This is a genomic window from Enterobacter sp. Li2LvB3, from assembly GCF_056156645.1.
In genome coordinates this window covers 1-13,932 of the sequence record NZ_JBSICG010000043.1, presented here as the reverse complement: position 1 = coordinate 13,932, position 13,932 = coordinate 1, and the positions used below count along the sequence as shown (strand labels likewise).

At 53.9% G+C, this 13,932-nt stretch carries 14 protein-coding genes; 11 read left to right on the top strand and 3 right to left on the bottom strand.

Going from position 1 to position 13,932, the window contains the following annotated elements:
• Positions 1–29: 29 nt before the first annotated feature.
• Positions 30–311: a DUF1145 family protein gene (locus tag ACS603_RS23110; RefSeq protein ID WP_010436509.1), complete on the bottom strand. Its 282-nt coding sequence runs from the start codon at positions 309–311 to the stop codon at positions 30–32.
• Positions 295–894 (bottom strand): 16S rRNA (guanine(966)-N(2))-methyltransferase, encoded by a 600-nt coding sequence (rsmD, locus tag ACS603_RS23105; RefSeq protein WP_315687155.1) that lies wholly within the window; start codon positions 892–894, stop codon positions 295–297. The genes ACS603_RS23110 and rsmD overlap by 17 nt, the downstream gene beginning before the upstream one ends.
• A gap of 127 nt (positions 895–1,021) precedes the next feature.
• Here rsmD and ftsY point away from each other — a divergent pair, with 127 nt between their 5' ends.
• The 6 genes from ftsY to livJ all read left to right on the top strand — a co-directional run bounded on the left by ftsY (position 1,022) and on the right by livJ (position 8,089).
• A complete protein-coding gene (ftsY, locus tag ACS603_RS23100; protein ID WP_474944989.1) occupies positions 1,022–2,521 on the top strand; it encodes a signal recognition particle-docking protein FtsY in 1,500 nt (499 codons plus the stop codon).
• A 2-nt stretch (positions 2,522–2,523) separates the two neighbouring features.
• Complete coding sequence (gene ftsE / locus ACS603_RS23095; protein WP_014072167.1) at positions 2,524–3,189, top strand: cell division ATP-binding protein FtsE; 666 nt, start codon at positions 2,524–2,526, stop codon at positions 3,187–3,189.
• The gene (gene ftsX / locus ACS603_RS23090) at positions 3,182–4,237 is read left to right on the top strand and encodes a permease-like cell division protein FtsX (RefSeq protein WP_259833089.1); all 1,056 of its coding nucleotides are present in this window, start codon (positions 3,182–3,184) and stop codon (positions 4,235–4,237) included. Before ftsE ends, ftsX begins: the two co-directional genes overlap by 8 nt.
• 252 nt (positions 4,238–4,489) lie before the next feature.
• Entirely contained in the window at positions 4,490–5,347 is an 858-nt protein-coding gene (rpoH, locus tag ACS603_RS23085; RefSeq protein ID WP_166718417.1) for an RNA polymerase sigma factor RpoH, read from the top strand.
• A gap of 146 nt (positions 5,348–5,493) precedes the next feature.
• On the top strand, positions 5,494–6,759 hold the full coding sequence (locus tag ACS603_RS23080; RefSeq protein ID WP_182062843.1) for a 4-aminobutyrate--2-oxoglutarate transaminase: 1,266 nt from the start codon (positions 5,494–5,496) through the stop codon (positions 6,757–6,759).
• Positions 6,760–6,988: 229 nt separating this feature from the next.
• The gene (livJ, locus tag ACS603_RS23075) at positions 6,989–8,089 is read left to right on the top strand and encodes a branched chain amino acid ABC transporter substrate-binding protein LivJ (protein ID WP_182062842.1); all 1,101 of its coding nucleotides are present in this window, start codon (positions 6,989–6,991) and stop codon (positions 8,087–8,089) included.
• 124 nt (positions 8,090–8,213) lie between these two features.
• Here the strand turns inward: livJ and panM are convergent, their stop codons facing one another.
• Positions 8,214–8,597 carry an aspartate 1-decarboxylase autocleavage activator PanM gene (gene panM, locus ACS603_RS23070; RefSeq protein WP_182062841.1) on the bottom strand — a complete coding sequence of 128 codons (384 nt, stop codon included), beginning with the start codon at positions 8,595–8,597 and terminating at the stop codon, positions 8,214–8,216.
• A 423-nt stretch (positions 8,598–9,020) separates the two neighbouring features.
• On the opposite strand from panM, the gene livK reads away from it, so the two are divergent.
• From livK to livF, 5 genes are read left to right on the top strand one after another with little or no spacing between them, the layout of a single operon-like run.
• Positions 9,021–10,130 carry a high-affinity branched-chain amino acid ABC transporter substrate-binding protein LivK gene (livK, locus tag ACS603_RS23065; RefSeq protein WP_182062840.1) on the top strand — a complete coding sequence of 370 codons (1,110 nt, stop codon included), beginning with the start codon at positions 9,021–9,023 and terminating at the stop codon, positions 10,128–10,130.
• A 46-nt stretch (positions 10,131–10,176) separates the two neighbouring features.
• Positions 10,177–11,103 (top strand): high-affinity branched-chain amino acid ABC transporter permease LivH, encoded by a 927-nt coding sequence (livH, locus tag ACS603_RS23060; protein WP_014072160.1) that lies wholly within the window; start codon positions 10,177–10,179, stop codon positions 11,101–11,103.
• A complete protein-coding gene (livM, locus tag ACS603_RS23055) occupies positions 11,100–12,377 on the top strand; it encodes a branched chain amino acid ABC transporter permease LivM (protein WP_182062838.1) in 1,278 nt (425 codons plus the stop codon). The genes livH and livM overlap by 4 nt, the downstream gene beginning before the upstream one ends.
• Complete coding sequence (gene livG / locus ACS603_RS23050; protein ID WP_182062837.1) at positions 12,374–13,141, top strand: high-affinity branched-chain amino acid ABC transporter ATP-binding protein LivG; 768 nt, start codon at positions 12,374–12,376, stop codon at positions 13,139–13,141. Before livM ends, livG begins: the two co-directional genes overlap by 4 nt.
• Positions 13,142–13,158: 17 nt before the next feature.
• Positions 13,159–13,872: a high-affinity branched-chain amino acid ABC transporter ATP-binding protein LivF gene (gene livF / locus ACS603_RS23045; protein ID WP_182062836.1), complete on the top strand. Its 714-nt coding sequence runs from the start codon at positions 13,159–13,161 to the stop codon at positions 13,870–13,872.
• Positions 13,873–13,932 lie beyond the last annotated feature (60 nt).

Genomic DNA, 13,932 nt, shown 5'->3' with positions numbered 1-13,932 from the left:
TTGGGGAGAGGGTTAGGGCATCAGGCCACTTACTTCTTCACCTGCGCCTTAAACTTTTTCATCCACACCAGCAGTTCAAACACGCCAAAAATAAACACCCGCAGCTGCTGCCAGCCGGTCATTTGTGGGCCATCTTTCGGCAGACCGTTTTTCAGCATCACCATCTGCAACGCGTGCATAAATGAGGTAAAGATCAGCGCCACGTTGACGAAAATATTCATCGGACGCGGGAATGGATGCACCAGGTTCAGGATCAGAAATGCCCATACACCCAGCATCAGTAAACGTCCCAGATTAATCAGTACCGGCATCGGATCCTCCTTGTACTTGTCGGTGATACAGACGATAGGCAACCTGGCCTGCTACCTTTTCACGGTGCAGATCCCAGTAAACAGGCACTGGTGGTAAACCGTTTTCAACTTCGCTTTCTACGTAGATCAGCGCGCCATCGGCCAGCCAGCCGTTGTTTTCCAGCAGCGCGAGCGTCTCTTCCAGCAGCCCCTTACGGAACGGCGGATCAACAAACACTACATCATGCGGTGTACCCGGCTGTGACAGGAAGGAAAGGGTGTTGGTGTTCACCACTTTGGCATTAGCGGCTTTCAGGGTCGCCAGATTTTGCTGAAGTAGCTGAGCAACGCCGCGCTCCATTTCGAGCAGCGTGGCGCTGGCGGCATAGCGCGACAGCGCTTCAAGACCTAAAGCGCCGCTCCCGGCGAAGCAGTCAAGGCAGCGGGCATCTACCATTGAAGGTGCCAGCCAGTTGAACAGGGTTTCTCTTACGCGGTCAGTCGTTGGGCGCAAACCGGGGCTGTCCGGCACCGGTAATTTCCGGCCTCGCCACTGGCCGCCGATAATACGAATTTGCCCGGCCTGGCGGGTAGTTTTCTTCATTTCAGGAAAGCTCTGCTAACAATTGGCCTGCGATTGCAGGCGATGATGTTAATTAAGTTAAGTGATAGACTATTTCATCATTTTTTTAGCTTCCATGTATATAGCGCCGCGAGGAGTGTAGTCGCAGATGGCAAAACAAAAAAAACGTGGCTTCTTTTCCTGGCTGGGCTTCGGTGAAAAAGAGCAAGAAACAGAACAGAAAATCGAAGAACAGCTGGCGGTTGAAGAGCATACGCCGGCTGAAACGCCTGTCGAAACCGCCGCAGTTGTAGAAGCGGAAGAACATACGCACAGCAAAGAAGAGACAGAAGCCTTTGCTGAAGAGGTTGTTGACGTCACCGAACAGGTTCAGGAAAGCGAGACGCCAGAGCCTGAAGCGCTGGAAGAGGCATCTGAAACCCTTCAGGTTGAAGTTGAGCGCGAAGATATTATTGAAGAAGCGCCTCAGGCGGTTGTTGAGCATGAAGAGTTGCCGCTACCGGAAGAGGTGAAAGCCGAAGAGATCGCCGCAGAAGAGTGGCAGGCAGAAGCAGAAACCGTTGAAATTGTTGAGGCGGTCGAAGAAGAAGCAGAGCTCGAGCCAGAACTCACCGATGAAGAGCTGGAAGCTCAGGCACTGGCGGCAGAAGCCGCAGAAGAAGCGGTTATCGTCGTGCCGGAGGAAGAGCAGGCAGAAGAAGTGGTTCAGGAGCAGGAAAAACCGACTAAAGAAGGTTTCTTCGCGCGTCTGAAACGCAGCCTGTTAAAAACCAAAGAAAACTTAGGTTCCGGATTTATCAGTCTTTTCCGCGGCAAAAAGATCGACGATGATCTGTTTGAAGAGCTGGAAGAGCAACTGCTGATTGCGGACGTAGGCGTTGAAACAACCCGTAAAATCATCACCAGCCTGACGGAAGGCGCGAGCCGCAAACAGCTGCGTGACGCCGAAGCGCTGTACGGTCTGCTGAAAGACGAGATGGGCGAAATTCTCGCAAAAGTTGACGAACCGCTTAATATTGAAGGCAAAACACCATTTGTTATTCTGATGGTTGGCGTTAACGGCGTGGGTAAAACCACTACCATCGGCAAGCTGGCGCGTCAGTTCGAACAGCAGGGCAAATCGGTGATGCTGGCGGCTGGCGACACCTTCCGTGCGGCAGCGGTGGAGCAGTTGCAGGTCTGGGGTCAGCGCAACAACATCCCGGTCATTGCGCAGCACACGGGTGCAGATTCTGCGTCCGTTATCTTTGACGCCATTCAGGCGGCTAAAGCGCGTAATGTGGATGTGCTGATTGCTGATACTGCAGGGCGTTTGCAGAACAAATCGCACCTGATGGAAGAACTGAAGAAAATCGTTCGCGTCATGAAGAAGCTGGACGAAGAAGCGCCACATGAAATTATGCTGACTCTCGATGCCAGCACCGGGCAGAACGCCATCAGTCAGGCGAAACTGTTCCATGAGGCGGTAGGGCTGACAGGGATTACGCTGACCAAACTGGACGGTACAGCCAAAGGCGGGGTGATCTTCTCCGTGGCAGATCAGTTCGGCATTCCTATCCGTTATATCGGTGTGGGCGAGCGTATTGAGGATTTACGTCCGTTTAAAGCGGACGACTTTATTGAGGCATTATTTGCCCGAGAGGATTAACAATGATTCGCTTTGAACACGTCAGCAAGGCCTATCTCGGTGGGAGACAAGCGTTGCAGGGGGTAACGTTCCACCTGCAACCGGGCGAGATGGCATTCCTGACCGGCCATTCCGGCGCGGGGAAAAGTACCCTGCTCAAGCTTATCTGTGGGATCGAACGGCCAAGCGCCGGGAAAATCTATTTCAGCGGCCATGACATTAGCCGCCTGAAAAACCGTGAGGTGCCGTTCCTGCGTCGCCAGATCGGTATGATTTTCCAGGATCACCACCTGCTGATGGATCGCACCGTATTTGATAACGTGGCGATCCCACTGATCATTGCCGGTGCCAGCTATGATGATATTCGTCGCCGTGTGTCGGCGGCGCTGGATAAAGTCGGGCTGCTGGACAAAGCGAAGAACTTCCCGATCCAGCTCTCTGGCGGTGAACAGCAGCGTGTGGGTATCGCCCGCGCGGTGGTGAACAAACCTGCTGTGCTGCTGGCGGATGAACCTACCGGTAACCTGGACGATGCCCTGTCGGAAGGGATCTTGCGTCTGTTTGAGGAATTTAACCGTGTTGGGGTGACAGTATTGATGGCAACGCACGACATCGGGCTTATCTCCCGTCGTTCGTACCGGATGCTGACCCTGAGCGACGGTCATTTGCACGGAGGCCTGGGTGAATAAGCGTGACGCAATAAACCAGATTCGGCAGTTTGGGAACCGCTTTGACCGGTTCCGTAAACCGCAGGGCGGCGGAGATAACAACCGCAATACGCCAAAGCGTGCGAAAGCTGCGCCAAAACCGAACTCGCGTAAAACCAACGTTTTCAACGAGCAGGTACGCTATGCCTTCCACGGTGCGTTGCAGGATCTGAAAAGCAAACCACTGGCCACGTTCCTGACGGTGATGGTGATTGCCATCTCCCTGACGCTGCCAAGCGTCTGCTACATGGTCTACAAGAACGTTAATCAGGCAGCTTCGCAGTACTACCCTTCACCGCAAATCACGGTGTATCTGGATAAAGCGCTCGACGATAACGCGGCAGCGCAGGTTGTGGGACAAATCCAGGCTGAGCAGGGCGTCGATAAGGTGAACTATCTTTCGCGCGAAGAGGCGCTGGGTGAGTTCCGCAACTGGTCCGGGTTTGGCGGTGCGCTGGATATGCTCGAAGAGAACCCGCTGCCTGCCGTGGCCGTGGTGAACCCGAAGCTCGACTTCCAGGGAACCGATGCCCTGAATACCCTGCGTGACCGTATTTCGCGCATTAAGGGGATTGATGAAGTGCGGATGGACGATAGCTGGTTTGCGCGGTTGTCGGCCCTGACGGGACTGGTTGGCCGTGTGTCGGCGATGATCGGCGTGCTGATGGTGGCTGCGGTCTTCCTCGTCATTGGTAACAGCGTACGCCTGAGCATCTTTGCCCGCCGGGACACCATCAACGTGCAAAAACTGATTGGCGCCACGGATGGGTTTATCCTTCGTCCGTTCCTGTACGGCGGCGCATTGCTGGGTTTTTCTGGCGCATTTCTTTCATTGATATTGTCAGAAATTTTGGTGATGCGGCTGTCATCTGCCGTTACCGAAGTGGCGCAGGTTTTTGGAACTAAGTTTAATATCAGTGGTTTAGGGTTCGATGAGTGCCTGTTGCTACTGCTGGTTTGCTCTATGATCGGCTGGGTAGCGGCATGGCTGGCGACGGTTCAACATTTACGTCACTTTACTCCCGAATAATAAAAGCGTGATATAATCTTTCCCTGCACCGAGCTGTTCGCTTGCAGGGAAAGAGTCCCTGTTTTCTCTTCCCCCGCAATATCATCTTCATGTCACATTTTGTGCGTAATTTATTCACTGTTGCACCTGGAACTTGTGGATAAAATCACTGTCTGATAAAAGAGTGAATGCTAATCTCGTTGCTCAAACGCTTTGGCATGGTTGTTGCCTGATGGGGATAACCTGGACCAGAAGAAACATTGAGAGGAATGAATGACCAAAGAAATGCAAACTTTAGCTTTAGCCCCTGTTGGTAACCTGGAATCTTATATCCGGGCTGCAAACACCTGGCCGATGTTAACGGCCGAGGAAGAAAAGGAGCTTGCTGAAAAGCTGCATTACCAGGGCGATCTGGAAGCAGCTAAGACGCTGATCCTGTCTCACCTGCGCTTTGTTGTTCACGTTGCTCGTAATTATGCGGGCTACGGCCTGCCGCAGGCGGACTTGATTCAGGAAGGTAACATCGGTCTGATGAAGGCAGTACGACGCTTTAACCCGGAAGTGGGTGTGCGACTCGTCTCCTTCGCCGTACACTGGATCAAAGCTGAAATTCACGAATATGTCCTGCGTAACTGGCGTATCGTGAAAGTCGCCACGACAAAAGCGCAACGCAAACTGTTCTTCAACCTGCGTAAAACCAAGCAGCGTCTGGGCTGGTTCAATCAGGATGAAGTTGAAATGGTGGCGCGTGAGCTGGGTGTGTCCAGCAAAGATGTGCGTGAGATGGAGTCTCGTATGGCCGCTCAGGACATGACGTTTGATATGTCTTCTGACGACGATGCGTCTGACAGCCAGCCGATGGCGCCGGTTCTGTATCTTCAGGATAAATCCTCCAACTTTGCTGATGGCATTGAAGAGGACAACTGGGAAGACCAGGCTGCCAACAAATTGACTCATGCGATGGAAGGCCTCGATGAGCGCAGCCAGGATATTATCCGTGCCCGCTGGCTGGACGAAGACAACAAGTCCACCTTGCAGGAGCTGGCCGACCGCTATGGTGTCTCCGCTGAACGTGTACGTCAGCTTGAAAAGAACGCCATGAAAAAACTTCGCGCCGCTATCGAAGCGTAATTTCCGCGAAGTATGACGAGAACCCTCGAATGTAAATTCGGGGGTTTTGTTTTTTTAGCGCCTCCTCTGGCGAATTCCTCCCCCCTGGCAAACACTTACAGATGCGCTATTTGCATTTTGGGCTGCTGAAATCTCAGGGGGACAGGGTGAAAAATAAAGAACTGAATGACCGGCGTTTGCAGGCGACGCCGCGCGGTATCGGTGTCATGTGTAATTTTTATGCCGATAAAGCAGAGAACGCCACGCTGTGGGATGTGGAAGGTAACGAGGTTATCGACTTCGCCGCCGGGATCGCCGTGCTGAATACCGGGCATCGCCATCCAAAAGTGATTGCGGCAATTGAAAAACAGCTCCATGCCTTTACCCACACCGCCTATCAAATTGTACCGTATGAAGGCTACGTGGCGCTGGCAGAGCGGATTAACGAACGTGTGCCTATTGACGGTCCGGCCAAAACGGCCTTCTTCTCAACGGGCGCAGAAGCCGTCGAAAACGCGGTAAAAATTGCCCGTGCTTACACCAAACGTCCTGGCGTTATCACCTTTGGTGGCGGTTTTCATGGCCGCACCTATATGACAATGGCGCTGACCGGCAAGGTCGCGCCTTACAAAATCGGTTTTGGTCCCTTCCCGGGCTCGATTTACCACGCACAATATCCCAATGCACTTCACGGCGTGAGCAGCCAGGAGGCGTTAAAAAGCATCGAGCGTATCTTTAAAGCGGATATTGCCCCGGACCAGGTTGCCGCCATTATTCTTGAGCCGGTACAGGGAGAGGGCGGTTTTAACGTCGCGCCTGCCGATTTCATGCAGTCGCTGCGCGCATTATGCGATACCCACGGTATTTTGCTGATTGCCGACGAAGTACAAACCGGGTTTGCCCGTACCGGTAAACTTTTCTCGATGGAACACCACTGCGTGAAGCCTGACATGATCACCATGGCGAAAAGCCTGGCGGGCGGGATGCCGCTCTCGGCTGTTTCTGGCCGGGCAGAGGTTATGGATGCCCCTGCACCGGGCGGGCTGGGCGGCACTTATGCGGGTAACCCGCTGGCGATTGCCGCGGCACATGCCGTGCTGGACGTGATTGACGAAGAAGATCTCTGCACGCGCGCGGCGCACCTTGGTCATCATCTGGTAGAAGTGCTCAACAAAGCGAAGGCGGATTGTCCGTTTATTGCTGATATCCGGGCGCAAGGGTCGATGGTAGCGGTGGAATTTAACGATCCGCAAACCGGGCAACCCTCACCGGACTTTACCCGCCAGGTTCAGGAGCGTGCATTGCAGGAAGGCCTGTTGCTGCTGAGTTGCGGTGTATACGGCAATGTTATTCGCTTCCTTTATCCGCTTACCATCCCCGAAGTGCAGTTCCGTAAAGCGCTGGATATTATCTCTGCCTCGCTGACACGATAAAGCCACTGCCCGGCAGCGAAACGTTGCCGGGCTTAGCATATATACATTTCAAATTAGCTATTCCAAATTCATAAAAATGGGGTATGTTCTAGCAGAGTATGCTGCTTTGGTACGGGCAGTGACCCAAAACATAACTATCATATGCTTTTCTTATGCCTATAAGAAAAATAATGTACCGCACAACAACATCACAACAATTGCAAAAACCATAACAATGGGGATTCTCAGGATGAACAAGAAGGGTAAAGCGTTACTGGCAGGATGTATCACGTTGGCATTCAGCACGATGGCACATGCAGATATTAAAGTGGCTGTTGTCGGCGCAATGTCCGGTCCGGTAGCACAATACGGCGACCAGGAGTTTACTGGCGCAGAACAAGCGGTTGCAGACATTAATGCCAAGGGCGGTATTAAGGGCGAAAAACTGCAAATCGTAAAATATGACGATGCCTGCGATCCGAAACAAGCGGTAGCTGTTGCGAACAAAGTGGTAAACGACGGGATTAAATACGTTATCGGCCACCTGTGCTCCTCTTCCACCCAGCCAGCGTCTGATATCTACGAAGACGAAGGCATTCTGATGATCACCCCGGCGGCAACCGCACCGGAACTGACTGCGCGTGGCTATAAGCTGACCCTGCGTACCACCGGTCTGGACTCTGACCAGGGCCCAACTGCCGCGAAATACATTCTGGAAAAAGTGAAGCCGCAGCGTATCGCGATCGTTCACGATAAACAGCAATACGGTGAAGGCCTGGCGCGTGCCGTACAGGATAACCTGAAGAAAGCCAAGGCTAACGTGGTGTTCTTTGACGGTATCACTGCCGGTGAGAAAGACTTCTCCACGCTGGTGGCGCGTCTGAAGAAAGAGAATATCGACTTCGTTTACTACGGTGGCTACCACCCGGAAATGGGCCAGATCCTGCGCCAGGCACGTGCTGCCGGCCTGAAAACTCAGTTCATGGGTCCAGAAGGTGTGGCGAACGTGTCTCTGTCTAACATCGCCGGTGAGTCTGCGGAAGGCCTGCTGGTGACCAAACCGAAGAACTACGACCAGGTTCCAGCGAACAAACCTATCGTAGACGCCATCAAAGCGAAGAAACAGGATCCAAGTGGGGCGTTCGTCTGGACCACCTACGCGGCACTGCAATCATTGCAGGCGGGCCTGAACCAGTCAGCCGATCCGGCTGAGATTGCGAAATACCTGAAAGCGAATACCGTAAATACCGTTATGGGGCCGCTGTCATGGGATGAGAAGGGCGATCTGAAAGGCTTCGAGTTCGGCGTGTTTGACTGGCATGCCAACGGTACGGCGACTGACGCCAAATAAACGCAAATGGCAACCTTAAGGTTGCCATTTTAGTGTTTGCCCCCTCTCCCCGTGGGAGAGGGCCGGGGTGAGGGCATCAGGCCGCACGTATCAGGCCGCACGCATCAGGCCGCACAAACCAAACCTAGCGCTTTTCCCACCCATTTTCCTGTGCCGTAAACCCTAACGCCTGCATAAATGCCGCCATCACGCTGCGGTCTTCTACGCCCACGTCGGCCATCCACCAGGAGGTCACGCTCGGGTTTTCGCGGATCACTTCTTCAATCAAATACTGCCCCACACCGCGACGGCGGGTGGCATCACGCACGCGCAGTGAATCGAGCGCACCTTCTGTCCCGCTCAGCGTCACGCGCACGGCCGCCAGCAGACGCTCATTAAAGCGTGCGGCATAAATACGGTGCGTCTCGTCAACGGTCAGTGATGAAGGGGAATATTCCGGCCAGATCTTGCCCAGGTCGATATGATCCTGATCGCTAAAGGTCACCAGACGGATGATAGTCAGTTTCATTAGCTGCTTGTCCAAATCAAAAAGAGTATGCGCAGTGTACTCAATTTATTCAGCCAGCGGCTTCCTCTTTTTAAACCATTTACCAGGCGATTAGTTTTTCGGCGTCACAATGTGCAGTTCGAAAACACATGGATCGAAAAACAAGCAGAATTTTAACCTAAAGAGTAGCGATTTATTCGGCGCTTTGTACCGTTATTTTATGCTGCAAACCGTACTTTTATTTGTTTATCTCTGCCTGATTTCAGAATATTATCTTTGCTTAATCGCCTGAAAAATAGAGATTTTAGTCTGGTTTTTGACAAAAAACTGCGCTAAACCATTAAAGGCACTGGTAAAAATAGCGTTGTTCATTAAAAGTACAGAATGCTTTTTAACCATAATAAAACAAAATATATACACAACATCACGAATGGGGATTCAGAGATGAAAAGGAACGCGAAGACGTTAGTCGCGGGGATAGTTGCACTGGCGATTTCACATGCAGCTATGGCGGAAGATATTAAAGTTGCTGTGGTAGGTGCAATGTCCGGTCCGGTTGCTCAGTGGGGCGATATGGAGTTCAACGGTGCGCGCCAGGCGATTAAAGACATCAACGCCAAAGGTGGTATCAAGGGCGACAAACTGGTCGGGGTGGAATATGACGACGCCTGCGATCCGAAACAAGCTGTCGCGGTCGCCAACAAAATCGTTAACGACGGCATTCAGTACGTCATCGGCCATCTTTGCTCCTCATCCACGCAGCCTGCGTCTGATATCTATGAAGACGAAGGCATTCTGATGATTACCCCAGGTGCGACTAACCCGGAACTGACTCAACGCGGTTACCAGCACATCATGCGTACCGCAGGTCTGGACTCCTCTCAGGGGCCAACGGCCGCCAAATTTATCCTCGAAAATGTGAAGCCAAAGCGCATTGCCATTATTCATGACAAGCAGCAATACGGCGAAGGTCTGGCGCGCTCCGTACAGGATGGCCTGAAAAAAGGCGGCGCGAATATTGTGTTCTTTGATGGCATCACCGCAGGCGAGAAAGACTTCTCGGCGCTGATTGCCCGCCTGCAAAAAGAAAATATCGACTTCGTGTATTACGGTGGCTACTACCCGGAAATGGGCCAGATGTTACGCCAGGCGCGCGGCACCGGCCTGAAAACCCAGTTTATGGGCCCGGAAGGGGTAGGTAACGCGTCACTCTCTAACATCGCAGGTGATGCGGCGGAAGGGATGCTGGTGACGATGCCAAAACGCTATGACCAGGATCCGGCGAATAAGACTATCGTAGATGCGCTCAAAGCGCAGAAGAAAGATCCGAGCGGTCCGTATGTGTGGATCACCTATGCTGCCGTGCAGTCTCTGGCGACCGCACTGGAACGTACCGACAGCAAAGAGCCGCTGGATTTAGTGAAAGATTTAAAAGCTCACGGGGCGAACACCGTGATTGGGCCGCTGAACTGGGATGAGAAAGGCGATCTGAAGGGATTTGAATTTGGTGTCTTTAAGTGGCACGCCGACGGTTCGTCTTCGGTCGCCAAATAATTATCCCACCGCCCGGGCGTCCGGGCGGGTATAAAAAGGTTTGCATATGTCCGAGCAGTTTCTCTATTTCTTGCAGCAGATGTTTAACGGCGTCACGCTGGGAAGCACCTACGCACTGATCGCCATCGGTTATACGATGGTTTACGGCATTATCGGCATGATCAACTTCGCCCACGGCGAGGTGTACATGATCGGCAGTTATGTCTCCTTTATGATTATCGCCGCGCTGATGATGATGGGGATCGACAGCAGCTGGCTGCTGGTTGCCGCCGGGTTCGTGGGGGCGATTGTGATTGCCAGCGCCTACGGCTGGAGCATTGAGCGTGTGGCTTACCGGCCAGTACGTAGCTCCAAGCGTCTGATTGCGCTGATCTCTGCCATCGGTATGTCCATCTTCCTGCAAAACTACGTCAGCCTGACCGAAGGTTCGCGCGATGTGGCGCTGCCAAGCCTGTTTAACGGCCAGTGGATTGTAGGGGCGAGCGACAACTTCTCTGCGTCTATTACCACCATGCAGCTGGTTATCTGGATCGTCACCTTTGTTGCGATGCTGGCGCTGACCTTGTTCATTCGTTATTCCCGCATGGGGCGCGCCTGCCGTGCCTGCGCTGAAGACCTGAAAATGGCGAGCCTGCTCGGTATCAACACTGACCGCGTGATTGCGCTCACCTTCGTGATTGGTGCGGCGATGGCGGCGGTGGCGGGCGTGCTGCTCGGCCAGTTCTACGGTGTTATCAACCCGTATATCGGTTTTATGGCCGGGATGAAAGCCTTCACCGCAGCGGTACTTGGCGGTATCGGCAGTATTCCTGGTGCGATGATCGGCGGCCTGATCCTTGGCGTGGCTGAAGCACTCTCCTCGGCGTATCTGAGCACTGAATACAAAGATGTGGTGTCGTTTGCCCTGCTGATTCTGGTTCTGCTGGTAATGCCTACCGGTATTCTGGGTCGTCCGGAGGTAGAGAAAGTATGAAACCGATGCATTTTGCAATGGCGCTGCTCTCTGCCGCCATGTTTTTCGTGCTGGCGGGCGTCTTTATGGGCGTTCAGTTAGAGCTGGATGGCACTAAACTGGTGGTGGATACCGCCGCCGACATCCGCTGGCAGTGGGTGTTTATCGGCACTGCGGTGGTGTTCCTGTTCCAGCTGCTGCGTCCGGTGTTCCAGAAGACGCTGAAAAACGTCTCTGGCCCGAAATTCGTTCTCCCTGCTATCGATGGCTCAACCGTTAAGCAGAAGTTGTTCCTTGTGGCGCTGCTGGTGGCGGCTGTGGCGTGGCCGTTCGTGGTATCGCGCGGTACGGTAGACATTGCCACCCTGACCATGATCTACGTGATTCTGGGCCTGGGTCTGAACGTGGTTGTAGGTTTGTCTGGCCTGCTGGTACTGGGTTACGGCGGTTTCTATGCCATCGGTGCCTACACCTTTGCACTGCTGAACCACTATTACGGCCTGGGCTTCTGGACCTGTTTGCCACTGGCGGGGCTGGTCTCTGCTGCTGCGGGCTTCCTGCTGGGCTTCCCGGTACTGCGCCTGCGCGGTGACTACCTGGCGATTGTGACCTTAGGCTTCGGCGAAATCGTCCGTATCCTGCTGCTTAACAACACCGAAGTAACCGGTGGCCCGAACGGTATCAGCCAGATCCCGAAACCGACCTTCTTTGGCCTGGAATTCAGCCGCACCGCGCGTGAAGGCGGCTGGGATACCTTCAGCAATTTCTTCGGTGTGAAATACGATCCGTCTGACCGTGTCATCTGGCTCTATCTGGTGGCACTGCTGCTGGTAGTGATTACCCTGTTCGTGATTAACCGCCTGCTGCGGATGCCGCTGGGCCGCGCGTGGGAAGCGCTGCGCGAAGATGAGATTGCCTGTCGTTCTCTGGGTCTGAACCCGACCCGTATCAAGCTGACGGCATTTACCATCAGCGCCGCGTTTGCTGGTTTTGCCGGGACGCTGTTTGCTGCGCGTCAGGGCTTTGTCAGCCCGGAATCCTTCACCTTTGCCGAATCCGCCTTCGTGCTGGCGATTGTGGTGCTCGGTGGGATGGGCTCGCAGTTCGCCGTTATCCTTGCCGCCATTCTGCTGGTGGTCTCCCGTGAGCTGATGCGTGACTTTAACGAGTACAGCATGTTGATGCTGGGTGGTTTGATGGTGCTGATGATGATCTGGCGTCCGCAGGGCTTGCTGCCGATGACCCGTCCACAGTTGAAGCTGAAAAACGGGCAAGCGAAAGGAGAGCAGGCATGAGTCAGCCATTATTATCCGTTAACGGTCTGATGATGCGTTTTGGCGGCCTGCTGGCGGTCAACAACGTGAATCTGGATCTGCACAAAAAAGAGATTGTCTCCCTGATTGGCCCGAACGGCGCGGGGAAAACCACGGTGTTCAACTGCCTGACTGGTTTTTATAAACCAACGGGCGGCACCATTATGCTGCGCGACCAGCACCTTGAAGGGCTGCCGGGTCAGCAGATTGCGCGTATGGGCGTGGTGCGTACCTTCCAGCACGTGCGTCTGTTCCGTGAAATGACGGTGATTGAGAACCTGCTGGTGGCGCAACATCAGCAGCTGAAATCCGGTCTGTTCTCCGGTTTGCTGAAAACGCCAGCCTTCCGCCGTGCGCAGAGCGAAGCCCTCGACAGAGCGGCCACCTGGCTTGATCGTATTGGTCTGCTTCAGCACGCTAACCGTCAGGCGAGTAACCTGGCCTACGGTGATCAGCGTCGTCTTGAAATCGTGCGCTGCATGGTGACACAGCCGGAAATCCTGATGCTCGATGAACCGGCGGCCGGTCTGAACCCGAAAGAGACCAAAGAGCTGGACGAGCTGATTGCCGAGCTGCGCGATCATCATGACACCACCATTCTGCTGATTGAGCATGATATGAAGCTGGTGATGGGCATTTCTGACCGTATCTACGTGGTAAACCAGGGCACGCCGCTGGCTAACGGGACGCCGGAAGAGATCCGCAACAACCCGGACGTGATCCGCGCCTATTTAGGTGAAGCATAATGGGGGCGAGCCATAAGATGGAAAAAGCGATGTTAACGTTTGACAATGTAAGTGCCCACTACGGCAAGATTCAGGCGCTGCATGATGTCAGCCTGCATATCAATCAGGGTGAAATCGTTACCCTGATTGGGGCGAACGGCGCAGGTAAAACCACGCTGCTCGGCACCCTGTGCGGCGATCCGCGTGCCACCAGCGGGCGGATTGTGTTTGATGGCAAAGATATTACCGACTGGCAGACCGCCAAAATCATGCGTGAAGCGGTGGCGATTGTCCCTGAAGGGCGTCGTGTGTTTTCGCGTATGACGGTGGAAGAGAACCTGGCGATGGGCGGCTTCTTTGCCGACCGTGACCAGTTCCAGACCCGTATCAAGCGAGTGTATGAACTCTTCCCACGCCTGTGGGAGCGGCGTATTCAGCGTGCAGGCACCATGTCCGGCGGTGAACAGCAGATGCTGGCGATTGGCCGTGCGCTGATGAGCCAGCCACGTTTGCTGCTGCTTGATGAACCGTCGCTCGGTCTTGCGCCGATCATCATCCAGCAGATTTTCGACACCATCGAACAGCTGCGTAAAGAAGGGATGACCATCTTCCTCGTCGAGCAGAACGCCAATCAGGCGTTGAAACTCGCCGACCGCGGCTACGTGCTGGAGAACGGCCACGTCGTGCTATCCGATACCGGCGATGCGCTGCTGGCCAACGAAGCGGTGCGGAGTGCGTATTTAGGCGGCTAGGTAAAAGCAAAAAGGCAACGCACGTTGCCTTTTTTAGTGTTTTCTCCCTCTCCCTGAGGG

Excerpts from the sequence above, each read along its gene's own strand:
- ACS603_RS23110 (WP_010436509.1), bottom strand. The coding sequence starts at position 311 with ATGCCGGTACTGATTAATCTGGGACGTTTACTGATGCTGGGTGTATGG.
- ftsY (WP_474944989.1), top strand. The coding sequence starts at position 1,022 with ATGGCAAAACAAAAAAAACGTGGCTTCTTTTCCTGGCTGGGCTTCGGT.
- rpoH (WP_166718417.1), top strand. The coding sequence starts at position 4,490 with ATGACCAAAGAAATGCAAACTTTAGCTTTAGCCCCTGTTGGTAACCTG.
- rsmD (WP_315687155.1), bottom strand. The coding sequence starts at position 894 with ATGAAGAAAACTACCCGCCAGGCCGGGCAAATTCGTATTATCGGCGGC.
- livG (WP_182062837.1), top strand. The coding sequence starts at position 12,374 with ATGAGTCAGCCATTATTATCCGTTAACGGTCTGATGATGCGTTTTGGC.
- livH (WP_014072160.1), top strand. The coding sequence starts at position 10,177 with ATGTCCGAGCAGTTTCTCTATTTCTTGCAGCAGATGTTTAACGGCGTC.
- panM (WP_182062841.1), bottom strand. The coding sequence starts at position 8,597 with ATGAAACTGACTATCATCCGTCTGGTGACCTTTAGCGATCAGGATCAT.
- livM (WP_182062838.1), top strand. The coding sequence starts at position 11,100 with ATGAAACCGATGCATTTTGCAATGGCGCTGCTCTCTGCCGCCATGTTT.
- livF (WP_182062836.1), top strand. The coding sequence starts at position 13,159 with ATGGAAAAAGCGATGTTAACGTTTGACAATGTAAGTGCCCACTACGGC.
- ftsE (WP_014072167.1), top strand. The coding sequence starts at position 2,524 with ATGATTCGCTTTGAACACGTCAGCAAGGCCTATCTCGGTGGGAGACAA.
- livK (WP_182062840.1), top strand. The coding sequence starts at position 9,021 with ATGAAAAGGAACGCGAAGACGTTAGTCGCGGGGATAGTTGCACTGGCG.
- livJ (WP_182062842.1), top strand. The coding sequence starts at position 6,989 with ATGAACAAGAAGGGTAAAGCGTTACTGGCAGGATGTATCACGTTGGCA.